The organism is Polaromonas sp. YR568 (genome assembly GCF_943369675.1).
Classification (GTDB): Bacteria; Pseudomonadota; Gammaproteobacteria; order Burkholderiales; family Burkholderiaceae_C; genus Polaromonas.
Genome location: NZ_CALROB020000017.1, coordinates 76014 through 97856, shown reverse-complemented (window position 1 = coordinate 97856; position 21843 = coordinate 76014). Strand labels below are relative to the sequence as shown.

At 65.1% G+C, this 21843-nt stretch carries 20 protein-coding genes; 9 read left to right on the top strand and 11 right to left on the bottom strand.

What is annotated here, in order from left to right; translation table 11 throughout:
* Positions 1–437: 437 nt before the first annotated feature.
* The 5 genes from ACLV8F_RS11510 to ACLV8F_RS11490 all read right to left on the bottom strand — a co-directional run bounded on the left by ACLV8F_RS11510 (position 438) and on the right by ACLV8F_RS11490 (position 5591).
* A complete protein-coding gene (locus tag ACLV8F_RS11510) occupies positions 438–1232 on the bottom strand; it encodes an SDR family NAD(P)-dependent oxidoreductase (protein WP_411884351.1) in 795 nt (264 codons plus the stop codon).
* Positions 1229–1870: a 2-dehydro-3-deoxy-6-phosphogalactonate aldolase gene (locus ACLV8F_RS11505; RefSeq protein WP_411884350.1), complete on the bottom strand. Its 642-nt coding sequence runs from the start codon at positions 1868–1870 to the stop codon at positions 1229–1231. Before ACLV8F_RS11505 ends, ACLV8F_RS11510 begins: the two co-directional genes overlap by 4 nt.
* 28 nt (positions 1871–1898) lie before the next feature.
* A complete protein-coding gene (locus ACLV8F_RS11500; RefSeq protein WP_411884349.1) occupies positions 1899–2780 on the bottom strand; it encodes a 2-dehydro-3-deoxygalactonokinase in 882 nt (293 codons plus the stop codon).
* The gene (locus tag ACLV8F_RS11495; RefSeq protein ID WP_411884348.1) at positions 2777–3706 is read right to left on the bottom strand and encodes a sugar kinase; all 930 of its coding nucleotides are present in this window, start codon (positions 3704–3706) and stop codon (positions 2777–2779) included. The genes ACLV8F_RS11500 and ACLV8F_RS11495 overlap by 4 nt, the downstream gene beginning before the upstream one ends.
* A 145-nt stretch (positions 3707–3851) precedes the next feature.
* Positions 3852–5591, bottom strand: coding sequence for an IlvD/Edd family dehydratase (locus ACLV8F_RS11490; protein ID WP_411884347.1), 1740 nt, complete (start codon positions 5589–5591; stop codon positions 3852–3854).
* Positions 5592–5659: 68 nt separating this feature from the next.
* On the opposite strand from ACLV8F_RS11490, the gene ACLV8F_RS11485 reads away from it, so the two are divergent.
* The 7 genes from ACLV8F_RS11485 to ACLV8F_RS11455 all read left to right on the top strand — a co-directional run bounded on the left by ACLV8F_RS11485 (position 5660) and on the right by ACLV8F_RS11455 (position 12185).
* A complete protein-coding gene (locus tag ACLV8F_RS11485) occupies positions 5660–6658 on the top strand; it encodes a 2-hydroxyacid dehydrogenase (RefSeq protein ID WP_411884346.1) in 999 nt (332 codons plus the stop codon).
* A gap of 122 nt (positions 6659–6780) precedes the next feature.
* Positions 6781–7164 carry a hypothetical protein gene (locus ACLV8F_RS11480; protein ID WP_411884345.1) on the top strand — a complete coding sequence of 128 codons (384 nt, stop codon included), beginning with the start codon at positions 6781–6783 and terminating at the stop codon, positions 7162–7164.
* A gap of 21 nt (positions 7165–7185) precedes the next feature.
* On the top strand, positions 7186–7929 hold the full coding sequence (locus tag ACLV8F_RS11475) for a FadR/GntR family transcriptional regulator (protein WP_411884344.1): 744 nt from the start codon (positions 7186–7188) through the stop codon (positions 7927–7929).
* Between the two features lie 56 nt (positions 7930–7985).
* Complete coding sequence (locus ACLV8F_RS11470; RefSeq protein ID WP_411884343.1) at positions 7986–8543, top strand: TRAP transporter small permease; 558 nt, start codon at positions 7986–7988, stop codon at positions 8541–8543.
* Positions 8540–9838, top strand: coding sequence for a TRAP transporter large permease subunit (locus ACLV8F_RS11465; protein WP_411884342.1), 1299 nt, complete (start codon positions 8540–8542; stop codon positions 9836–9838). Before ACLV8F_RS11470 ends, ACLV8F_RS11465 begins: the two co-directional genes overlap by 4 nt.
* Before the next feature lie 44 nt (positions 9839–9882).
* A complete protein-coding gene (locus ACLV8F_RS11460; protein ID WP_411884341.1) occupies positions 9883–10890 on the top strand; it encodes a TRAP transporter substrate-binding protein in 1008 nt (335 codons plus the stop codon).
* Positions 10891–10988: 98 nt separating this feature from the next.
* The gene (locus tag ACLV8F_RS11455) at positions 10989–12185 is read left to right on the top strand and encodes a mandelate racemase/muconate lactonizing enzyme family protein (RefSeq protein ID WP_411884340.1); all 1197 of its coding nucleotides are present in this window, start codon (positions 10989–10991) and stop codon (positions 12183–12185) included.
* A gap of 32 nt (positions 12186–12217) precedes the next feature.
* Here the strand turns inward: ACLV8F_RS11455 and ACLV8F_RS11450 are convergent, their stop codons facing one another.
* A complete protein-coding gene (locus ACLV8F_RS11450; protein ID WP_411884339.1) occupies positions 12218–12856 on the bottom strand; it encodes an epimerase in 639 nt (212 codons plus the stop codon).
* Entirely contained in the window at positions 12798–14546 is a 1749-nt protein-coding gene (locus ACLV8F_RS11445; RefSeq protein ID WP_411884338.1) for a DEAD/DEAH box helicase, read from the bottom strand. Before ACLV8F_RS11445 ends, ACLV8F_RS11450 begins: the two co-directional genes overlap by 59 nt.
* Before the next feature lie 368 nt (positions 14547–14914).
* Between ACLV8F_RS11445 and ettA the strand changes: the two genes are divergently transcribed.
* Both ettA and ACLV8F_RS11435 read left to right on the top strand, forming a co-directional pair.
* Positions 14915–16576: an energy-dependent translational throttle protein EttA gene (ettA, locus tag ACLV8F_RS11440; protein ID WP_411884337.1), complete on the top strand. Its 1662-nt coding sequence runs from the start codon at positions 14915–14917 to the stop codon at positions 16574–16576.
* A gap of 14 nt (positions 16577–16590) precedes the next feature.
* A complete protein-coding gene (locus ACLV8F_RS11435) occupies positions 16591–17127 on the top strand; it encodes a DUF1415 domain-containing protein (protein ID WP_411878798.1) in 537 nt (178 codons plus the stop codon).
* 17 nt (positions 17128–17144) lie between these two features.
* On the opposite strand, the gene ACLV8F_RS11430 is transcribed toward ACLV8F_RS11435, so the two are convergent.
* The 4 genes from ACLV8F_RS11430 to ACLV8F_RS11415 form a co-directional block, all read right to left on the bottom strand.
* Positions 17145–17510, bottom strand: a complete 366-nt coding sequence (locus tag ACLV8F_RS11430) for a response regulator transcription factor (RefSeq protein ID WP_411884336.1) — start codon at positions 17508–17510, stop codon at positions 17145–17147.
* 125 nt (positions 17511–17635) lie between these two features.
* Positions 17636–19399 (bottom strand): ATP-binding protein, encoded by a 1764-nt coding sequence (locus tag ACLV8F_RS11425; RefSeq protein ID WP_411884335.1) that lies wholly within the window; start codon positions 19397–19399, stop codon positions 17636–17638.
* 44 nt (positions 19400–19443) lie between these two features.
* The gene (locus ACLV8F_RS11420) at positions 19444–20541 is read right to left on the bottom strand and encodes a M14 family metallopeptidase (RefSeq protein ID WP_411884334.1); all 1098 of its coding nucleotides are present in this window, start codon (positions 20539–20541) and stop codon (positions 19444–19446) included.
* Positions 20542–20576: 35 nt separating this feature from the next.
* Positions 20577–21785, bottom strand: coding sequence for a M20 aminoacylase family protein (locus ACLV8F_RS11415; protein ID WP_411884333.1), 1209 nt, complete (start codon positions 21783–21785; stop codon positions 20577–20579).
* Positions 21786–21843 lie beyond the last annotated feature (58 nt).

Here is a 21843-nt window from a genome sequence, read left to right as displayed (position 1 = left end):
GGACCGCCATCCGCAACGCTGGTCCGCACAGATCAGGAACTGGCACCTGGCAGACGCCGTGTACCTCAATCCGGAACGCGAACAAGCGCAAAGGCAAAATCTCGCGGCATAAGTTCACCCGAGGCGACAACTACCTTGACACACGCCGGCTTCGCCAAAAGAAAGTCACCAAAGAAAAGGCGACCCTGGTTGCTGCGTCCCCTGCGCTGCGCTCCGGGGCAACCTGCGGTGCTCGGTCCAGCCGGGGTCAAAAACAACTCGCCTGCGGCTCAAACAAGTTTTTGCCCTGATCCGTCTGGACCTCCGCTCCTCGGCGCATCCACAAGGGGTGGAGACAGGAATACCGAACAGCCAACAGCCGAAAACAGAACCCCGAATACCTGAAGAAACAAGGACTCGCATGGCAAGAACCGGCTGCAGTTCTGAACCAAGCCGCCCTACACCGGCACGGTGTAGTTCAGCGTCATGCGCCCGCCGTCAACCACCACGATTTCGCCGGTGACGTAGCTGGCCGCATCACTGGCCAGGTAAGCCACGGTGTCGGCGATCTCGGACGGCTCGCCCAACCGCTTCAAGGGTGTGCGGCTCATGATTTTGGCTTTGGCCTCGTCGCTGGTCAACACGGCCTTGGCGGCCAGCTCGGTGGCGATGGTGCCGGGCGCCACCGCATTGACGCGCACGCCCTGGCCGGCCAGCGAGAGGGCCATCACGCGCGTGAGCTGGTTGATGCCGCCCTTGCTGACGTTGTAGCTGGCAATGGTCGGAATGGCGAGCACGCCGTTGACCGAGCTCATGTTGACGATGCTGCCTTTGCCGGCGGCCGCCATCACGCGTGCCACGGCCTGGCCCACCAGGAAGGAGCCTTTGAGGTTGATGCGCAGCACGGCGTCGAAGTCGGCTTCGGTCACGTCGAGGAATTCGGCGGCCTTGAAGATGCCGGCGTTGTTGACCAGCACGTCGATGCGGCCGTGCGCGGCCACGGTTTGCGCGACAAGTGCATCGACCTGGGCTTTGTCTCCGACGTCGCAGTGCACATAGAGGCCGTCCAGCTCTTTGGCCAGGGCCACGCCGCGCGCATCATCAATGTCGGCGATCACCACGACAGCCGCTTCGCGCGCGAAGCGGCGCGCGCAGGCCTCGCCTATGCCTTGCGCACCGCCGGTGACGATGCAGACGCGGCCGGCCAGGCCGAAGGAGATGGTGGGTGCTGGCGCGGAGGAGGTGATGTTCATGCCCGCATGGTACCCGTGTAGGCGGCGATGAAGTTCTTGGCGTTCTCGCCCACCTGGGCCGCCGTGGTGCCGGGCTTGTACAGCGCCGAGCCAATGCCGAAGCCGTTGGCGCCGGCCGCGAGGTAAGCGCCCATGTTGTCCGGCGTGACGCCGCCCACCGGCATCACGGGAGTTTGCTTTGGCAGAACCGCGCGCAGGGCTTTCACCACGGCGGGTGTGATCATCTCTGCCGGGAAAATTTTGAGTCCGGTCGCGCCCGCTTCCAGCGCGCCAAAGGCTTCGCTGGCCGTCATCACGCCGGGCAGGCAGACCATGCCCAGGCGCGCGGCTTCGCGAACCACGACGGGGTTGAAGTTGGGCGAGACGATGAGTTCGCCGCCGGCAGCCTGCACATTGCGCACGTCCTCGGGCGTCAGCACGGTGCCCGCGCCTATCAGGGCGTCCGGGTAGGCGCCGGCCATCGCGGCAATGCTGTCCAGCGGTTGCGGCGAGTTAAGCGGGATTTCGATCAGCGTCCAGCCGGTGGAGACCAGCGCCTGGCCGACGGGCAAGGCCTCGGCCGTCGTGAGTCCGCGCAGGATGGCGACCAGGGGGAGGTTGGTCAGGGCCTTGGAAAATTTTTGGTGTGCGTTGTTCATGGTGTTCTATCGATGGAGTGCGGCCGGGTTAGCCCAGCGTGTCGGCAATGGCGCGCAGGCCGCGCCAGGTGGCGCCCGCGCCCACGCGCTTCACCGGCACGCCGAGCTGGGCCAGCGCCAATTCGTAGCGGGCCGTGAGCGCTTCGGCGCCCATCACCACCACGGCTTCGCCGCGCGGCAGTGTTTGTGATTTGAGTTCTTCGCCGATGACCAGTCCGGACAGGTAGCTGGGCAGGGCTTCGGTCGCCATGCGGCTGAACAGCGACAGCGTGCGTGTGCTGAAGGCGGTGTTCAGCAGGCCGGGGCCGGCCAGCGCATGGGCCACGCCCTGCTCGAAGGCTGCGGCGTCCAGCGCGGGTTCGTCCTCGGGCAGCATGCGCGCCAGGATGGAATGGCGGCGCAGCAGCGCATAAAACTCGCCGGTCATCCAGGTCGAGAAGTCCGTCACCTGGCGGTTCGTCACGGTCGCCCATTTGCTGTGTGTGCCGGGCAGCACCAGGCGGGCGTCGCTCAAGCCCAGCAGTTGCAGGGCGCCGAAGATTTGTGTTTCCTCTCCGCGCATCACGTCGGGCACGCCGGCCTTGTCGATGCTGAGGCCCGGCACGATGGCGATGCGGCCGGGCTCCACCCATTCGAGCGCGGCGGCAATCGCGCCAAAGCCTGCGGGGCAGGCACAGTAGGGCGCTTCGCGCCAGCCTTGCTTGCTGCCGGCCATGCCGGAAATCAGGCACAGCGTGCCGGGTGTCATCCAGTCGCCGAAGCAGCTTTCAAACACAGCGGGAAAGCCGCCGGCCTCCACCGTCAGGATGCCGCGCGCGAAGGAGCGTTCATCAAGCGCCGCGCCGTCCGCATCCAGCAGCGCGCCGCGCAGCGACGAACTGCCCCAGTCGACCGCGAGGAGGCGGCTCATAGCAAGGCCCTGACCTGTTCGGGCCGCGGCAGCGGCGCGACGGCGCCATAGCCCTGTACCGTGAGGGCGGCTGCCGCATTGGCATAGCGCGCGGCCTCGAACACTGTGTCGCCCTGCGCGATGCGCGCCAGCAGGTTGCCGCAAAAGCAGTCGCCCGCGCCGGTGGCGTCCACCAGCTTGACGCGATGCACCGGCACGCGTTCGCGCCGCGCGCCGTCGCTGACCAATGCGCCTTCGCCACCGAGTTTGAGCACCACGGTTTTGGCGCCCAGGGAATGGCCCCAGTCCACCACCGCGTCGGGGCCGGTCATGCCGTTGAGGGCGGTGATGTCTTCCAGGCTGGGCAGGAAGATGTCGCTGAGCGACACCGCATGGCGGGTGCAGGCCAGCGCCCGATCCAGCGGCCAGAGCTTGAGCCGCAGGTTGGAATCAAAAGACACCAGCGTGCCGGACTCCCTGGCCAGTTTCATCGCGGCAAAAGCCGTGTCGCAGGCGCTCGCGGAAATCGCCAGCGAGATGCCCGACACGTGCAGCACCTGGGCCTGGCGCACGGCATCGGCCGCACCCTGCTGCAGCCAGGCCGGCGTCATGCGGCTGGCGGCGGAGCCCGCGCGCAGGTAGCTGAATTCGTGGCCCTTGGGCCCGTGGGTGACGAAGTAGAGGCCGGTGCTGGCTTCGCCGTCCTGCTGCACGGCGGCCGTGGAGACGTTCTCGGCGGCCCACAAGGCCATCAGCGACTGGCCGAAGGTGTCGCCGCCCAGGCGGGTCAGGTAGGCGGTGCTGGCGCCGGCGCGCGCCGCGGCGATCACGGCATTGCTGGTGTCACCGCCGAAGCCCTGCAGGTAGTTGGGCTGGCCGGCGGCGGTCTGGTTGAACTCCACCATGGCTTCGCCTAGCGCGACGACATCGAATTTTCTGGCTTGCATGGGTTTCCTGGCGGCTTGCGGCATCCCGGCGCGGGCTCTTCCGCAGGAAGAAATCCAGGGAAAACACGCCGCGCCTCAAACCGTCAATGGTACCCGCCGCGTGCTTGCCCTCTCGTACCCGTGCTGTACCCGCGCCGTACCCGGCTCAGTGGTTGTCGCGCGGCACAAAAGAGCCGCGTTTGCCCACCAGGAAATCCAGGTCCACGCCTTCGTCGGCCTGCAGCACGTGGTCGATGTAAAGCTTCCAGTAGCCCGAGGACAGCGGCGGCTCGGGCGGCTTCCAGCCGGCCATGCGCCTGGCCAGTTCCTCGTCGCTCACGTGCAGGTGCAGGCGGCGGTTCGGCACGTCGAGCTCGATGATGTCGCCGTTTTGCACCAGGGCCAGCGGGCCGCCGGCCGCCGCTTCGGGCGCCGTGTGCAGCACCACGGTGCCGTAGGCCGTGCCGCTCATGCGCGCATCGCTGATGCGCACCATGTCGGTGATGCCCTTGCGCAGCACCTTGGGCGGCAACGGCATGTTGCCGACTTCGGCCATGCCGGGGTAGCCTTTGGGCCCGCAGTTCTTCAGCACCATCACGCAGTTTTCGTCGATGTCCAGGTTTTCGTCGTCGATGCGCGCGTGGAAGTCTTCAATGGTTTCAAACACCACGGCACGGCCCTTGTGCACCATGAGCGCGGGCGTGGCGGCGCTGGGCTTGATGACGGCGCCGCGCGGCGAGAGGTTGCCGCGCAGCACGGCGATGCCGGCCTTGTCCTTGAAGGGCGCCGACAGCGGCTTGATGACCTCGGTGTTGTAGTTTTCCGCATCGGCGATGTTTTCACCGATGGTTTTGCCGTTGGCGGTGATGGCGCCGGTGTGCAGGTGCTGCGCGATCTCCTTCATCACCACCGGCAGGCCGCCGGCGTAGCAGAAATCTTCCATCAGGTACTTGCCCGAGGGCTGCAGGTTGACCAGGCAGGGCAGTTCGCTGGCCAGGCGGTCGAAGTCGTCGACCGTGAGTTTTACGCCGATCCGGCCGGCCATGGCGATCAGGTGGATCACCGCATTGGTCGAGCCGCCGATCGCGGCCAGGGTCTTGATGGCGTTCTCGAACGCTTCGCGCGTGAGGATTTTGGAGAGTATGAGATCTTCATGCACCATCTCGACGGCGCGGCGGCCGGCCATGCGGGCCAGCACGTTGCGGCGGCCGTCCACCGCCGGGTAGGCGGCATTGCCGGGCAGGCCTATGCCGAGCGCCTCGACCATGCTGGCCATGGTCGAAGCCGTGCCCATGGTCATGCAGTGGCCGTGGCTGCGGTGCATGCAGCTTTCGGCCTCGAAGAAGTCCTGCAGCTTGAGCGTGCCGGCGCGCACCTGCTCGCTCATGCTCCATACCCCGGTGCCCGATCCGAGTTCCTGGCCGCGCCATTTTCCGCTGAGCATGGGGCCGCCGCTGACGCCCACCGTGGGCAGGTCGACGCTGGCCGCGCCCATCACCAGCGAGGGCGTGGTCTTGTCGCAGCCCATCAGCAGCACCACGCCGTCGATGGGGTTGCCGCGTATGCTTTCCTCCACGTCCATGCTGGCCAGGTTGCGGTACAGCATGGCGGTGGGGCGCAGCAGGGTTTCGCCCAGCGACATCACCGGAAACTCCAGCGGGAAACCGCCGGCCTCATAGACGCCGATCTTGACCTGCTCGGCAATCGTGCGAAAGTGCGAGTTGCAGGGCGTCAGTTCGCTGAAGGTGTTGCAGATGCCGATGACGGGCCGGCCGTCGAACTGGTCGTGTGGAACGCCCTTGCCCTTGACCCAGCTGCGGTAGGCAAAGCCGTCGCGGTCCTGGCGGCCGAACCATTGCTGGCTGCGAAGTTCGTGGGCGGGTTTTTTCTTCGGAGGTGTGCTCATGCGGGAAAATCCTTAAGTCTTTAAACATATTATCGTCATACCATTGAATTCCAGCCCTAGTAAAAACCATGACCGCAGCTCCTTCTTCTTCTTCTTCTTCTTCTTCTTCAGCTCCTTCCTCCCGCCCGCACATCCTTTCCGTCGCCAAGCTCGCGCCCTTTTTCATGTCGCAGTTGCAGGCTTCTTTTGAAGTGCACGACCGCCTGCACGACAGCGATCCGGCGGCCTTCGCCAAGATTGCGCCGCAGATACGCGGCATCGCGGGCGGCGGCGAATCGAAAGTGCCGCGCGCGCTGCAGCAGCAGTTGCCCGCGCTTGAAATCATTTCGCTGATGGGTGTGGGGTATGACGGCATCGACGTGGCCGCCGCGATCGAGCGCGGCATTCCCGTCACGCACACGCCGAATGTGCTCAATGACGAAGTTGCCGACCTGGCCATGGGCCTGATGCTGTCGGTCGCCCGCCGCATTCCGCTGGCGGACCGTTACGTGCGGGCCGGCCGCTGGGCCAAGGAAGGTCCCATGCCGCTGGCGCGCAAGGTCTCGGGCGCGCGGCTGGGCATCGTGGGTCTGGGCCGGATCGGCCAGGCCATCGCCGACCGGGCCCAGGCTTTCGGCATGTCGATTGCCTACACGGCACGCAGCGCCAAAGCTGGTCTTCCGTATGCGTTTTACCCGACGGCGGCGGCGCTCGCGGCCGAGGTGGATTTCCTCATCGTGATCACGCCGGGCGGCGCGGGCACGCGGCACATGATCAATGCCGAAGTGCTGGCGGCGCTGGGTTCCGGCGGCTACCTGATCAATGTGGCGCGCGGCTCGGTGGTCGATGAAGCAGCGCTGGTCGATGCGCTGCAGCGCGGCGTGATCGCCGGCGCGGGGCTGGACGTGTTCGAGAACGAGCCCCATCCGCTGGAGGCGCTCTGGGCGCTGGACAACGTGGTGCTGACGCCGCACATGGCCAGCGCGACGGTGCAGACGCGCCAGGCCATGGCCGACCTCGCGGCAGACAACCTGCGCGCGCATTTTGCCGGCACGCCTTTGCTGACGCCGGTGCCGGAATGTGCCTGAAGCCATGCCCTACCCCGGGTTTTCCATAGAAAGCGCGCGGGCTAATCATCATATGATAACAATGCACCGGCACCGCCAGCTTGCCGCGCCCACCTCTTTTTCCAGTTTGCCCGGAGCCCGTTTTGACAGTTTTTGAAAAAGTCGTCCTCTATACCGATACCGACGGCCGCGCGCGCTTTCGCAGCGAATCCATTCCGCTGGGCGAAGGCTCGCCGCAGGCGATGCTGTCCGAACTGTTTGCTTCGGGCGGCTACCAGTTGCGCCACAGCCCGGTGGGTTTTCGCAGCCAGTTCCATTGCACACCCAAGCCCCAGTGGGTGTTCATCCTGGGCGGGCAGATGGAAATCGGCTTGCAGGGCGGCGAGTCACGCGTGTTCGGCCCGGGCCAGCACTTTTATTCGGCCGACGTGCTGCCGGCCGGCGCGACTTTTGACGCGCAATTGCACGGCCACTGGAGCGCGCAGGCCGGGCCCGACCCGCTCGTCACGCTCTTCGTGCGCGGCTAGCCTCACGCTGCAAGGCCTTCCATGATCAAGAACGTCCACGGCAACACGGTAGACCACCTCGGCGAAGCCGTGGTGGCGGGCCGCTATGCGGTGGGCGCCTCGCTGCCGCCCGAGCCCATGCTGTGCGAAGAGCTCGGCGTGAGCCGCACGGTGGTGCGCGAGGCCGTGAAGTCGCTGATCGCCAAGGGCCTGATCACCACCGGCCCGAAAGTCGGCACGCGGGTGCTGTCCGAGGAGCACTGGAACTGGTTTGACCCGGATGTCATCATCTGGCAGTCCAAGGCCGGGCTCACGCCCGAATTCCTGCGCGACTTGCAGGACCTGCGGCGCGTGGTGGAGCCGGCCGCGATGCGCCTGGCCGCCGAGCGCGCCACGCCGGAGGACATTGCCGGCATCGAGCTTTCCTACGCGGGCATGAAGCGCGCGGTGGAGGAGGGCGGCGACTACGTCACCCACGACCTGCGTTTTCACCAGGGGCTGCTCAGCGCCTCGCGCAACCGCATGCTGGTGCAGATGAGCAAGGCCTTGGGCGCCTTGCTGCGCACCAGCTTTGAAATTTCAACGCGCCGCAAGGACGGCCCGCTCAATTCACTGCCGCTGCACCGAGAGGTGCTGGACGCCGTGATCGCGCACGACGCCGACCGTGCCGAAAGCGCGATCCAGCGGCTCATCGACGGGGCGCGCAACGACATCGAGGAAGTGCTGGCCTCGCGCCGGCGCCTGCCGCGGCTCAACCAGCCGGCGCCCATGCTCAAGATGGTCTGACGGAATCCGCAGCAGACAACAACATAACAACAGATAACAACAGACAGGAGACAAGCTTGCAGAAAAATATCGAAAGCGCCATTCACTGGTTCTTCAAGGCGCTGGAGTTCCTCGTCGTCGTGGCCATGGTGGCCATGGTCGTCATGGTGTTCGGCAACGTGCTGCTGCGCTACACCATGAACTCCGGCATCACCGTGTCCGACGAGATGTCGCGCTACTGCTTCATCTGGCTTACCTACATAGGCGCCATGGTGGCCATGCACGAGCGCGGCCACCTCGGCGTGGACACGCTGATCAAACACCTGCCCGTCATCGGCAAAAAGGTCTGCCTGTTCCTGAGCGAGTCCATCATGCTGTTCTGCAACGTGCTGTTCTTCATGGGAACTTACGAGATGCACGAGCTGCAGTCGAGCAACGTTTCGCCCGTGGTCGGTATCTCGATGATCTGGGTCTACGGTATCGGCTACGTCACCAGCGTGGTGATGGGGATCTTCAACCTGCATGTGCTGTGGCGCCTGCTGAGCGGCACCATCACCGAAGCCGAACTGGTGCAGGTGGTGGAAACCGAAGGCCTGGCTGACGTCGAGAAGCAGATTGAAGGAGGCCGGGCATGACCGTCAGCGTTTTCATCCTGAGCCTGCTGTTCTTCATGGCCATCGGCATGCCGATCGCCTATTCGTTGCTGGCCTGCGGCGTGACCCTGATGGGTTACCTGGCGGCCACCAGCCACGTCGTCACCTTCGACAGCCAGATCATCGCCCAGCGTTTTGTCGACGGCGCCGACAACTTCCCCCTGCTGGCCGTGCCGTTTTTCCTGCTGGCCGGGGAGTTCATGAACGCGGGCGGCTTGAGCCGGCGCATCGTCAACCTGGCCATGGCCTGGGTCGGGCATTTCCGCGGCGGGCTGGGTTACGTCACGGTGATCGCCGCCGTCATCATGGCCTCGCTTTCGGGTTCGGCCATTGCCGACACCGCCGCGCTGGCCGCGCTCTTGATCCCCATGATGCGCGCGGCGGGCTACAACGTGGGCCGGGCTTCGGGCCTCATCGCGTCAGGCGGTATCATCGCGCCCGTCATTCCGCCGTCCATAGGCCTGATCATCTTCGGCGTGGCCGGCAACGTGTCCATCACCAAGCTGTTTCTTGCCGGCATCGTGCCGGGCATCCTGATGGGCGCGGCCATAGGCCTGACCTGGTGGTGGGTGGCGAAAAAAGAGAACGTCCCGTCCGCACCCAAAGTCGCCATGCCCGACCGGCTGCGCATCACGGCCGAAGGCGGCTTCGCGCTCGCCTTGCCCATCGTCATCATCGGCGGCATGAAGTTCGGCATCTTCACGCCGACCGAAGCCGCCGTGGTGGCCGCGGTGTACAGCTTCGTGGTCGGCAAGTTCATTTACGGCGAGCTCAAATGGTCGGCGATCTACGGCCTGATCCTGGCCGCGGGCAAGACCACCGCCGTGGTGATGTTCCTGGTGGCCGCCGCGATGGTCAGCGCCTGGCTGATCACGGTGGCCAACATTCCCACCGAAGTGGCCGACATGATGGCGCCTTTCATCGGCAACAAGATGCTGCTGATGTTCGTCATGATGGTGCTGATCGTGGTGGTCGGCACGGCGCTTGATTTCACGCCCACGGTGCTGATCCTCACGCCGGTGCTGATGCCGCTGGTGCTCAAGGCCGGTATAGACCCGGTGTATTTCGGCATCATGTTCATCATGAACAACGCCATCGGCCTGATCACGCCGCCTGTGGGCACGGTGCTCAATGTCGTGTGCGGTGTTGCCAAAATCAGCATGGACGAAGCCTTCAAGGGCGTGCTTCCCTTCCTGCTGGCGCAGCTGGCCGTGCTGTTCCTGCTGGTGCTTTTCCCGTCGATCGTGACCGTACCGCTTCAGTGGCTGATGCGCTGAGAGCTTTTCAACCCCCCCCCCGTGTTCATATAAAGGAGACAACCATGTTCAAACGCAGAACCCTTGCCGCAGCCCTGGCTGCCGGCGCCTTGCTCGTCGCCACCTCGTCGTTCGCGCAATTTGCCGAACGCACCATCAAGTTCACCAATGGCGTGAACGAAGACCACCCCGTGGGCCTGGGCGTGAAGAAGATGCAGGAAGTGCTGGCGGCCAAGACCGGCGGCAAGATGAAGATCAGCGCCTTCTGGGGCGGCGCCGCGGGCGGCGACCTGCCGGCCACGCAGGCGCTGCGCGCCGGCACCCAGGAGATGGTCTGCACCTCCAGCTCGCCGCTGGTGGGCATCGTCAAGGAACTCGGCGTCTTCGACCTGCCTTTCCTGTTCGCCAACGAGAAGGAAGCCGATGCGGTGCTCGACGGCCCGGCCGGCGAATACTTCAACAAGAAGCTGGAGGCCGCGGGCCTGGTCAACCTGGCCTATTGGGAAAACGGTTTCCGCAACCTGACCAACAGCAAGCGCCCGGTCGCCAAGGTCGAGGACTTCGAAGGCGTCAAGGTGCGCGTGATGCAGAACAACATCTTCCTGGACTCCTTCAAGTCGCTGGGCACCAACGCCGTGCCCATGGCTTTCGGCGAAGTCTTCACGGCCCTGGAAACCAAGACCATAGACGGCCAGGAAAACCCCTTCGTCACCATCGAGACCTCCAAGTTCAGCGAAGTGCAGAAGTACCTGAGCGTGACGCGCCACGCCTATACGCCTTTCCTGATCCTGTACAGCAAGAAACTCTGGGACCAGCTGAATCCGCAGGAGCAGGCCGTGCTGCGCGAAGCCGCGCGTGAAGGCCAGAAGGTGGAACGCGCCGCCAACCGCGAACTCAACGAGAAGTCGCTTGCCAACCTGAAGAAGACCATGGTGGTCAACGAAGTGACGCCGGCCGAACAGAAACGCATGTTCGACAAGGTCAAGCCTGTCTACGACAAGAACGTGCCGCTGATCGGCGCGGAGCCGGTCAATGTGGTGATGGAAGCGCTGAAGAAGGCGCGCGGCGGCTAAACGCCGGCCGGGCCGCAGGGCCCGGCGCCTGACCTGACAAGGCCGCAAGGGGCGACCCTGGCGGCCTTTTTTTTTAGCTTTGCATCCTGGAGTGCGCAGTGAAAATCACGGAGATCGAAACCATACGCCTGGGCGAGTTCCCCAACATCATCTGGATGCGCATCCACACCGACGAGGGCCTCACGGGGCTGGGCGAAACCTTTATGGGCGCGGCGGCCGTCGAGGCCTACCTTCATGAATGGGCGGCACCCAAGCTGCTGGGCCAGGACCCGCTGGCCATCGAGGCACGCAACCGCGACATCACCGGCTACCTGGGCTGGCGCGGCTCCGGCGTGGAGACGCGCGGCAACTCGGCCGTCGACATCGCGCTGTGGGACATCTTCGGCAAGGCCGCCAACATGCCGGTGCACACGGCGCTGGGCGGCAAGAGCCGCGACAGCATCCGCATCTACAACACCTGCGCGGGCTACCAGTACATTCGCAGCGCCACCAACCAGACGAGTTCGAACTGGGGACTGGCCAACAACAACGGGCCGTACGAGGACCTGCAGGGTTTCCTCAACCATGCCGACGAGCTGGCCGAGTCGCTGCTGTCCGAAGGCATCACGGCGATGAAGATCTGGCCCTTCGACCCGGCCGCCGAAAAAAGCCACGGCCAGTACATCAGCAATGGCGACCTGGACATCGCGCTGGAGCCTTTTCGCAAGATCCGCAACGCGGTCGGCGACAAGATGGACATCATGGTCGAGTTCCACAGCCTGTGGCGGCTGCCGATGGCGCAGAAGATCGCCCGCGCGCTCAAGCCTTTCAACACCTTCTGGCATGAAGACGCCATCCGCATGGATTCGCTGGACCTGCTTAAACAGTACGCGAAGGATTGCGAGGCGCTGATCTGCGCGAGCGAAACCCTCAGCTACAAGTGGGGCTTCAAGGACTACCTGCAGACCGGAGTGGCGGGTGTCGCCATGCTGGACCTGAGCTGGTGCGGGGGCCTCACGGAGGCGCGCAAGATCGCGGCCATGGCCGATGCCTGGCAGTTGCCCGTGGCGCCGCACGACTGCACCGGTCCCGTGGTCTGGGCCGCGTCCACGCACCTGTCGCTGCATGCGCCCAATGCACTGATCCAGGAAAGCGTGCGGGCGTTTTTTACCGGTTGGTACAAGGAACTGGTGACGGAACTGCCGGTCGTGAAGGACGGCATGATCAGCCTGAACGACAAGCCGGGCTTGGGCCTGGAGCTGTTGCCCGACCTGCACAAGCGGGCCGATGCCATCGTGAAAATTTCAAGGCCCTGATAAGGGCTCTTGCGCGTGCCGGGCAGGGACTGTCAGCGCGCCTCGTGCCGCTGCATCTCGCCCGACAGGATCACATGGTGGCCCTGGCGGGTGGCCACTTCCTCGACCAGCGTGCGCGCGACCTTGTCGGCTGAAATGGCCTGGTAGTTGGCGGGGATCAGGCCGCCGAAAAGCCGGCTCAGGCCGATCGCGATTTTTTCACCGGCGCGCGGCGGCTGGCCCAGGGATTCGCGCTCGCCCGCAAGCACCGAAGGCCGGACCACCACCAGGGTGGGGAAGCCCAGGTGCAGGAGCGCCTCTTCGGCCTCGCCTTTGACGCGGCTGTAAAAAATGGCGGAATGGGCGTCTGCGCCCATGGCGCTGACCAGGCCGAGACGTGTGGCGCCGGCAATGCGTCCGGCGCGGGCCACGGCCAGCACGGCGTCGAAATCGACGGCCCTGAAGGCCGCGCGGCTGCCGGCAGTCTTGATGGTAGTGCCCAGGGCGATGAAGACGTCATCGACCGGTGGCGGGACCGTGAATTCGTTGAAGGAATCGGTCAGGTGCACGGCCAGCTTGAGGTCGTGCTGGGCCGGTGCGCGGCGGCCCACGCAGTGGACCGCCGAATAGCGCTTATCGGCCAGTAAACGAGCCAGGACCGCCCGGCCGACGAGGCCCGTTGCCCCGGCCACCAGCGCCACCCGAGCCGCCACCGCCGCCGCCGCCGGAGCGGTTGCCGCCGCGGTAGTTGCCGCGGTTGCCGCCCGTGGGCTGGCCGGAGGAGGGGAAGCCTGAGGAGGCGTGGCTGGCGGGTTGCTGGTTGTCGAAGTCATTGCGTGGCTCCCTTGACTCGTTGCGCGGTGCGCGCGGCTGCTGGTCGTCGCGCTGGCGCGGTGCCTGGGCCTGCCGTGGGGGCTGCCCGTTCTGGGAATAACCTGAAGCCTGGCGCGGCTGGCCGGGGTTGGGGGTGCGCGGGCCGCGGCCGCTGCTGCCGCCGCCATTACCACCACCATTGCCGCCACCGGCGGGGCCGCGTCCGCGCGCGCCGCCATTGCCGCCACCGTTGCCGCCGCCTGCGCCACGCGCGGGCTGTGCGCCCTTGGTGTCGCGGATGCGTTGCATCATCTCGGTGCGGGCGGCCTTGGCGGCTGCCTGCATCACGTCGCGGCTGGGCGGCTTGCCCAGGCCGCCCCAGATGGTCTGGCGGCCCATGGCCAGCGGCTCGGCGCGTTCGCCGGCTTCGGCTTCAAAGCCGGGGACGGTGACTTTTTCGATGTTCTGCTTGGTGAAACGCTCGATGTCCTGCATGAAGCCTTCTTCATCGAGGCAGACCAGGCTGACGGCTTCGCCGCTGTTGCCGGCGCGGCCGGTGCGGCCGATGCGGTGCACGTAGTCTTCGCTGACGTTCGGGATTTCGTAGTTCACGACGTGCGGCAGCTCGTCGATGTCGATGCCGCGGGCGGCGATGTCGGTGGCCACCAGGGCGCGAATCGTGCCGCTCTTGAAGTCGGCCAGCGCCTGGGTGCGGGCGGTCTGGCTCTTGTTGCCGTGCAGCGCCATCGCGGGGATGCCGTTCTTGGTCAGGTGCTCGGCCACGTTGTTGGCGCCGAACTTGGTGCGGGTGAACACCAGCACCTGGCTCCAGTTGTGCTCGTTGATGATGTGGGTCAGCAGCGCTTTTTTCTTGGCTCGCCCGACGGGGTGAATGGTCTGCGTGATGCGCTGCACCGTGGTGTTGCGCGGCGTGACCTGGATGGATTCGGGGTTCTTGAGCAGGCCGTTGGCCAGCTCGCGGATTTCATCGCTGAAGGTCGCGCTGAACAGCAGCGACTGCTTTTGCTTGGGCACCAGGGCCAGCACCTTCTTGATGTCATGGATGAAGCCCATGTCCAGCATGCGGTCGGCTTCGTCCAGCACCAGGATCTGCACCTGGCTCAGGTCCAGCGTGCCCTGGCTCGCGTGGTCCAGCAGGCGGCCGGGGGTGGCGACCAGGATGTCGACGCCGCGGCGCAGTTTTTCAATCTGGGCGCCCATGCCGACGCCGCCGAACATCACCATGGAGGTGAGGTCGGTGTATTTGCCGTAGGTGCGCACGCTTTCCTCGACCTGGGCCGCGAGTTCGCGGGTGGGGGTCATGATCAGGGCGCGCACGGCGTTGACGCCGCGGCGGTTGGTCAGGCGCGCTTCGGTGGACAGGCGCTGCAGCAGGGGTAGCGTGAAGGCAGCGGTCTTGCCGGTGCCGGTCTGGGCGCCGCCCAGCAGGTCCACACCCTTGAGCACGGCGGGGATCGCCTGGGCCTGGATGGGGGTGGGGGTGTCGTAGCCCTGCTCGAGCACGGCCTTCAGAATGGCCGGGGCCAGGTTCAATTCTTCAAATGTCATGATGTTGCGCCTGTATGGCGCTTTAGATCGGCCTGTTGGGTGCCCTGTTGGAAGGCAACCCGCCAGTCAAAGGCAGATGGGGTCAGAAAGTGGGCCGAAAACATCGTAAGCAGCCGCTTGTTGCGGTACCCGGATGTGCCCAAATGTTGTAGGCAACTGGAGCCAGCAACGCCTGTATTGTCGCACAGCAACGATAATGGGGGCATTCACGCATAAATCACGCTTTGCCAAAAGGCGTTGGCGCCCAGGCGCGGCGTGTCGTTCCAGCCCGCAAGAAAGCCTGCAGGGCAGCCCGTAAAACAGTTTTTATGGACCGCCGGCAGCCCGTTTTCTGGCATTGTTTTTTCATTTTTACCAAAGTAATCCTGATGGCTCAGTACGTATTTACTATGAACAAGGTCGGCAAAATCGTGCCGCCCAAGCGCCATATCCTCAAAGAGGTGTCGCTCAGCTTCTTCCCCGGCGCCAAGATCGGCGTGCTGGGCACCAACGGCTCCGGCAAGTCGACTTTGCTCAAGATCATGGCCGGCCTGGACACGGAAATCGAGGGTGAAGCCACCCCTATGCCGGGCCTGAACATCGGCTACCTGCCGCAGGAGCCCAAGCTGGACCCGGAACACACGGTGCGCGAAAGCGTGGAAGCCGGCATGGGCGCGGTGTTTGCCGCCAAGGCCCAGCTCGAAGCCGTGTACACCGCCTACGGCGAGCCCGACGCGGACTTCGACGCACTGGCCGCCGAGCAGGCCCGCCTGGAAGCCATCATCGCCACCGCCGGCACCGATTCCGAGCACCAGCTTGAAATCGCCGCCGACGCGCTGCGCCTGCCGCCTTGGGATGCCGTGATTGGCGTGTTGTCCGGCGGCGAAAAACGCCGCGTCGCGCTGTGCGCCTTGCTGCTGTCCAAGCCCGACATGCTGCTGCTTGACGAACCCACCAATCACCTGGACGCCGAATCGGTGGACTGGCTGGAGCAGTTCCTGCAGCGCTTTTCGGGCACCGTGGTGGCCATCACCCATGACCGCTACTTCCTGGACAACGCCGCCGAGTGGATTCTGGAATTGGACCGCGGACACGGCATCCCCTGGAAGGGCAACTACAGCACCTGGCTGGAGCAAAAGGGCGAGCGCCTGGCGCAGGAGCAAAAGGGCGAGGAAGCCCGCGCCAAGGCCCTGAAGAAGGAACTCGAATGGTCGCGCCAGAATCCCAAGGCACGCCAGGCCAAGAGCAAGTCGCGCCTGGCCCGCTTCGAGGAACTGTCTGATTTTGAATACCAGAAGCGCGTGGAGACCAACGAAATCTTCATCCCCGTGGCAGAACGCCTGGGCAATGAAGTCATCGAGTTCAAGAACGTCAGCAAGTCCTTCGGCGACCGCCTGCTGATCGACAACCTGAGCTTCCAGGTGCCCGCGGGCGCCATCGTCGGCATCATCGGCCCCAACGGCGCGGGTAAATCCACGCTGTTCAAGCTGATCGCCGGCAAGGAGCAGCCGGACAGCGGCGAAGTCGCCATCGGCAAGACCGCGCGCATGGCCTTTGTCGACCAGCACCGTGACGACCTGGCCAATGAAAAAACCGTCTGGGAAGACATCTCCGGCGGCCTGGACATGCTGACCGTCGGCAAGTTCACCATGCCCAGCCGCGCCTATGCCGGCCGCTTCAACTTCAACGGCGCCGACCAGCAAAAACGCGTCGGCATGCTGTCGGGCGGCGAGCGCGGGCGCTTGCACCTGGCCAAGACCCTGATCGCGGGCGGCAACGTGCTGATGCTCGATGAACCCTCCAACGACCTGGACGTGGAAACCCTGCGCGCGCTCGAAGACGCGCTGCTGGAATTCGCCGGCTCGGTGCTGGTGATCAGCCATGACCGCTGGTTCCTGGACCGCATCGCCACCCACATCCTGGCCGCCGAAGGCGACAGCCAGTGGACCTTCTTTAACGGCAACTACCAGGAGTACGAGGCCGACAAGAAGAAGCGCCTGGGTGAAGAGGGTGCAAAACCCAAACGCGTTCGCTTTAAAGCCCTGCATTAAGGCTGGGAGCTGCCATGACAGACCAGGAGGTCCTGGACAAAACCCGTTTGTGGCTCGAAAAAGCCGTGATCGGGCTCAACCTCTGCCCGTTCGCCAAGGCGGTCTACGTCAAGAACCAGGTGCGCCTGGTGGTGAGCCAGGCCAGACACGCGGACGGCCTGCTCGAGGAACTGGACCGCGAACTGGATTTGCTGGCGGCCACGCCGGCCGATGAGGTCGACACCACGCTGTTGATCCATCCCACGCTGTTCGACGACTTCCTGGACTTCAACGACTTCCTCGAAATCGCGGAGGGGGTGGTGGACGAGCATGGCCTCGAAGGCGTGATCCAGCTGGCCAGCTTCCACCCGCAGTTCCAGTTCGACGGCACGGAGCCCGACGACATCGGCAACTACACCAACCGCGCGCCTTTCGCCATCCTGCATTTGCTGCGCGAAGAAAGCGTGGAACGCGCCGTCGAGGCCTTTCCCGAGGCCGAGGCGATCTTCGAGCAGAACATAGAGACGCTCGAAAAACTCGGCCACACGGGCTGGAAGGCGCTGGGCCTGTAATCGCGCGGGGTGAGGCCCTACCTGGGCAAATGCTGCTTGAGCACCGCCTGCAATTGCGCGAAGTTGAATGGCTTGGTCACATAGCCGCTGGCGCCCAGGCGCAGGGCTTCTTCCAGCTTTTCCGATTCGGCGCTGGCCGACAGGAACACCAGGGGCACGTGCTGGAGGGCCGCATCGGCCTGCAGCGCGGCCAGCACTTCCAGGCCGTTCATCTGCGGCATCATCACGTCGCAAAAAATCAGGTCCGGTGCCTGCTCGCGGGCCAGTTGCAGGCCGGCGTGGCCGTCCGCCGCTGACAGGCCTTCGTGGCCTTCCAGCCGGACAAAACGCAGCAGGTTGTCCCGGATGTGGGTTTCGTCTTCAATCACCAGAATGCGCGCCATGTTTCTTTCGCATTGAAGGCCCTGCCGTCATGGTTGGCGGGGCGGACATTCCCTGAGTCGCCAGGCTGCGGGCTGTGCCTTCGCGCCGGCCTGGTGGCTCATCTTATAGCGTTGCCCGCGGGCGTTCAAATCCTGACGGTAAAGCGCGTGCCCTGGCCCACCGTGCTGGCCACGTCTATGCTGCCGCCGTGCTGGTCGACGGAGTTTTTGACGATGGCCAGTCCCAGGCCCGTGCCCTGGATCTCGCCGACATTGCTGGCCCGGTGGAACCATTCGAAGAGGTGGGGAAGCTCTTCGGCCGGGATGCCTATGCCCTGGTCCGCCACTTCAAACACCACACGTCCCTCGGACGAAAAAACGCGGAACAGGACCTTGCCGCCCTGGGGCGAGTATTTGATGGCGTTCGACAGCAGGTTGCCGAAAATATGGCGTAGCAGCTTTTCATCGAAGAGCCCGACCGCCGGACTGGCCTCGAATTCCAGGACGAGTTCGCAGCCGGCCTCCGCATGCTGGATGCGGGCGTCTTCCACGAGGTTCTGGCACAGTGTCTGCAGGTTGACCTCGGCCGGCTGGAACTCCAGCATCTGCGCCTCGACCTTGCCCAGCAGCAACACACGGTCCAGCATCTGGGTCATGCGCTGCACCCCGGTTTCTATGGTGTTGATGACCTCGGTCTTTTCGGTGTCAGGCAGGCGGTCGCCATAGTGCTTGAGAAGTTCCGCCGACGACAGGATGAAGGCCAGCGGCGTGCGAAATTCATGCGAGGCCACCGAGATGAAGCGCGACTTCATGTCGTTGAGTTCGGTCTGCCGCTGCAGGGTCTGGCGCTGGGTCTGCTCGGCCTGCAGCCGCGCGGTGGCGTCCACCACAAACACCAGGGTGGCTTCGCGCTTGCCCCATTCGATCTTCACGGCCGACAGCTCCAGCGAACGGACCTCGCCGCGCTGCGTGATGACGCGAAAGCTGTACATGGACTCGACGTCTTCCCCGCGCAGCCGGCGCTCGTGGCGGTTCAGCATGCCGGGCACGTCGTCGGGATGCAGCGTGGCCGTGAAGGGCCGCGACAGCAGGTAGTCCAGCGGGTGGCCCACGATGCGCACCAGGCTGGGATTGGCGAACACCATGCGGTCGTCCTGCACCACCACCACGCCGACGCCGACGTTTTCAATCACGGTGCGGTAGCGTTCTTCCGATTTGCGCAACTCGTCGAGCGCCTGGTAGCGCTCAATGGCGCTGCTGACGTGGTTGGCCACAAAGGAGAGGATGTCCGCGTCCGAATCGCTGTAGGCCACGCCGGGCTCATAACCCTGCACTGCCAGCACGCCGCCTATGGCGCCGCGTATGTGCATGGGCACGCCCAGCCAGGAACTGAAGGTCATGTCGCCGCTGCCTTCCGTGACCTGGCCGCCGGCTTCCAGCGCCTTCAGGCGCGTGGCGTCGATGATCTGCGGCCGGCCGGTGCTCAGCACGAACTCGGTCAGGCCGCGCCGGTAGGGGACGTTGCTGCGCTGAAGGGTGTCGCCGTCGCGCTCGTCCACGTAGTAGGCGAAATCCTTGCGCTGCTTTTGCGCGTCGTACAGGCACACGTAGCAGTTCTTCGCATACAGCAGTTCGCCCAGCAGGCCGTGCACCGACTGCAGGAAGTCATAAAAGGAAAGGTCGGCTGCGGCGCGCTCGGCGATGCGGTAGAACACCCGCTGCAGGGTTTCGGCTTTTTTCTGTTCCAGCGCCTCGGCCTGCAGTTCGCGTGTGCGCTGCTCCAGCCACAGCGTGGCCGAGGTTTCCTGCTTCTGCTTTTCGAGTTGCAGGTCGCGGTAGTCGGCCTGCAGCGCCTGGTGTTGCTGCTGCAGCTGCCTGAGCTGGAAATGCAGGTCCGCGTCGGACGGCATGGCGGCCTCCTTGCCCGGCTGGGGGGATGGCCGCCGTGCCGCCATCAGGGCGCGCCTAGTCCGTCCACGGTCTGGAACATGGCCTGGCGCGCCTGCGCCACGATCTGCGCGCGCCATTCGTCGGTGTCGACGTAAAACGCGTCCATCATCTGGCGCTTGATCGCCGCGTGCAGCTCGGGCGGCGCTTCGGGGTGCTTGTGCAGCCAGTGGTCGGCGCGCAGCGCGCCTATCATCTCGAGGATGGGCAGCGTGCCGTATTCCATGGCCATGCCGGTGTATTCGGCCTGCGGGCATTCGTCGTACACGGCGCCCCACATCAAGCCCGTCAGCTTGGCCGAGGTCGAAGAGCCGTCGTAGAAGGAGGTCACGGGCGTGGCGCCGCCGCCGTCCCACCAGGCGCGCGCGCGCGCCAGTGCCTTGGCGTCGTCGTTGCAGGCAAAAATACGCTCGCCCACGCCGCTGGGGCCCAGGCCCGTGTGCAGGTCCATCCAGGCGATGCGTTTGGCGCGTTGGCCGAAAGTCTGCATCACCTCGCGCAGTGTCCGGTTGCTCCAGGTCGGCGCAATGCCGCCGTAGAACACGCCGTCGGCGTATTCATGCTGGCCCTGCGACACGGCCTGTTGGTAGCGCGTCACGCCGTGGGTGTCTATGTAGGCCGCGATGGCCGCCTCGTTCGCGGCCGTGGGCGGCCACTGCGCGGGCAGCAGCAGGTCGTGGACTTCGCGGTAGGCTTCGTTGACGGGCAGCGGCCTGGTGAAGTCCTGGAAGTTGCGGTTCAGGTCCACGTTTTCATGCGTGGTGCGCCGTGCATACGAGAAGCCATAGGGGTTGAGCGCATGGATGTAGAGCACCGCCACGCCGCCCGCGCGGGCCCTGGCGCGCCATTCGGCGTCCTGTGCGGCGTAGACCTGCACACCCGATCCGCAAAAGCCCTCCACGCCGTGGCAGGCACTGCTGACCATGAAGAGCCGCTCGGCATCGGGTGGGCCGTCCAGGGCCACGTCCATGGCCAGGGTTTCGCCGTCGCGCCCTTTGAGCGGGTGTTCGTAAGAGCGAATCGTCATGCCGGCGGCGCCGGCCGCTTCGAGGAATTTGGCGCGCGCAGCCGCATAGCTGGCCGAAAAAGCCGCGTGTGTGTTCATGGTGTGGTGGGAGTGGGAGTGGGAGTGGTCAGGATTCAGGCCCTGGCAGCCGTGCCCAGCCAGCGTGTGGCCAGTTGCACCCAGTAGGTGCCGCCCAGGGGGATCAGGTCGTCGTTGAAGTCGTAGCTCGGGTTGTGCAGCATGCACGGCCCGCCGCCGTGGCCCATCTCGCGGTGCGCGCCGTCGCCGTTGGAGATAAAGCAGTAGGCGCCGGGTTTGGCCTGCAGCATGTAGGAGAAATCCTCGGCGCCCATGGTGGGCTCCTGCGCCAGCACGTTGGCCGGCCCCACGATGTCGCTCATCACCCGGCGCGCGAAGTCGGTCTCGGCGGCGCTGTTGATGGTGGGCGGGTAGTTGCGCGTGAAGCTGAACTCGCAGTCCGCGCCAAACGCGGCGCAGGTGTGCTCGGCGACTTCCTTCATGCGCTTTTCAATCAGGTCCAGCACCGCGATGCTGAAGGTGCGCACAGTGCCCTGCAGCTCGCAGAAATCGGGCACGACGTTGGTGGCTTCGCCGGCGTGGATCATGGTCACCGAAATGACGCCCGCATCCACGGGTTTTTTGTTGCGGCTGATGATGGTCTGGAAGCCCTGCACTATCTGGCAGGCCACCGGCACCGGGTCTATGCCGGTATGCGGCATCCCGGCGTGGCCGCCCTTGCCGCGTATGGTGATCTTGAATTCGTTGCTGGAGGCCATCACCGGCCCGGCGCTGACGGCAAAGGTGCCCACAGCCGCGCCAGGCCAGTTGTGCATGCCGAAGACGGCTTCCACCGGGAATTTTTCAAACAGGCCGTCCTTGATCATCTCGCGCGCGCCGCCGCCGCCTTCTTCTGCCGGCTGGAAGATCAGGTAGACCGTGCCGTCGAAGTCCCGGTTCTGAGAGAAGTGGCGCGCCGCGGCCAGCAGCATGGCGGTGTGGCCGTCATGGCCGCAGGCGTGCATCTTGCCAGGCTGCGTGCTGGCATGGGCGAAGGTGTTGAACTCCTGCATGGGCAGCGCGTCCATGTCTGCGCGCAGGCCCACGGCGCGGCCGCAGGCGCCGCCGTCGCGGCCGTGCACGATACCGACCACGCCGGTGGTGCCCATGCCGCGGTGGATCGGGATGCCCCAGGATTCGAGTTTTTGCGCCACCACGTCGGCGGTGCGCACTTCCTTGAAGCAGAGCTCGGGATGGGCGTGGATGTCGCGGCGCACGGCCGCGATGTCGGCCGCCCCGGCCAGGATGGATTCAATGATTTTCATGGCGATGCCCTCTAAAAGTACATGGTAACCAAGCCAGTCCCGCTTTGCATGACAGTGC

Coding starts and splice junctions, on each gene's coding strand:
- ACLV8F_RS11495 (WP_411884348.1), bottom strand. CDS start 3,706: ATGCAAGCCAGAAAATTCGATGTCGTCGCGCTAGGCGAAGCCATGGTG.
- ettA (WP_411884337.1), top strand. CDS start 14,915: ATGGCTCAGTACGTATTTACTATGAACAAGGTCGGCAAAATCGTGCCG.
- ACLV8F_RS11435 (WP_411878798.1), top strand. CDS start 16,591: ATGACAGACCAGGAGGTCCTGGACAAAACCCGTTTGTGGCTCGAAAAA.
- ACLV8F_RS11510 (WP_411884351.1), bottom strand. CDS start 1,232: ATGAACATCACCTCCTCCGCGCCAGCACCCACCATCTCCTTCGGCCTG.
- ACLV8F_RS11445 (WP_411884338.1), bottom strand. CDS start 14,546: ATGACATTTGAAGAATTGAACCTGGCCCCGGCCATTCTGAAGGCCGTG.
- ACLV8F_RS11485 (WP_411884346.1), top strand. CDS start 5,660: ATGACCGCAGCTCCTTCTTCTTCTTCTTCTTCTTCTTCTTCAGCTCCT.
- ACLV8F_RS11420 (WP_411884334.1), bottom strand. CDS start 20,541: ATGAACACACACGCGGCTTTTTCGGCCAGCTATGCGGCTGCGCGCGCC.
- ACLV8F_RS11500 (WP_411884349.1), bottom strand. CDS start 2,780: ATGAGCCGCCTCCTCGCGGTCGACTGGGGCAGTTCGTCGCTGCGCGGC.
- ACLV8F_RS11475 (WP_411884344.1), top strand. CDS start 7,186: ATGATCAAGAACGTCCACGGCAACACGGTAGACCACCTCGGCGAAGCC.
- ACLV8F_RS11490 (WP_411884347.1), bottom strand. CDS start 5,591: ATGAGCACACCTCCGAAGAAAAAACCCGCCCACGAACTTCGCAGCCAG.
- ACLV8F_RS11430 (WP_411884336.1), bottom strand. CDS start 17,510: ATGGCGCGCATTCTGGTGATTGAAGACGAAACCCACATCCGGGACAAC.
- ACLV8F_RS11425 (WP_411884335.1), bottom strand. CDS start 19,399: ATGCCGTCCGACGCGGACCTGCATTTCCAGCTCAGGCAGCTGCAGCAG.
- ACLV8F_RS11415 (WP_411884333.1), bottom strand. CDS start 21,785: ATGAAAATCATTGAATCCATCCTGGCCGGGGCGGCCGACATCGCGGCC.
- ACLV8F_RS11505 (WP_411884350.1), bottom strand. CDS start 1,870: ATGAACAACGCACACCAAAAATTTTCCAAGGCCCTGACCAACCTCCCC.
- ACLV8F_RS11460 (WP_411884341.1), top strand. CDS start 9,883: ATGTTCAAACGCAGAACCCTTGCCGCAGCCCTGGCTGCCGGCGCCTTG.
- ACLV8F_RS11465 (WP_411884342.1), top strand. CDS start 8,540: ATGACCGTCAGCGTTTTCATCCTGAGCCTGCTGTTCTTCATGGCCATC.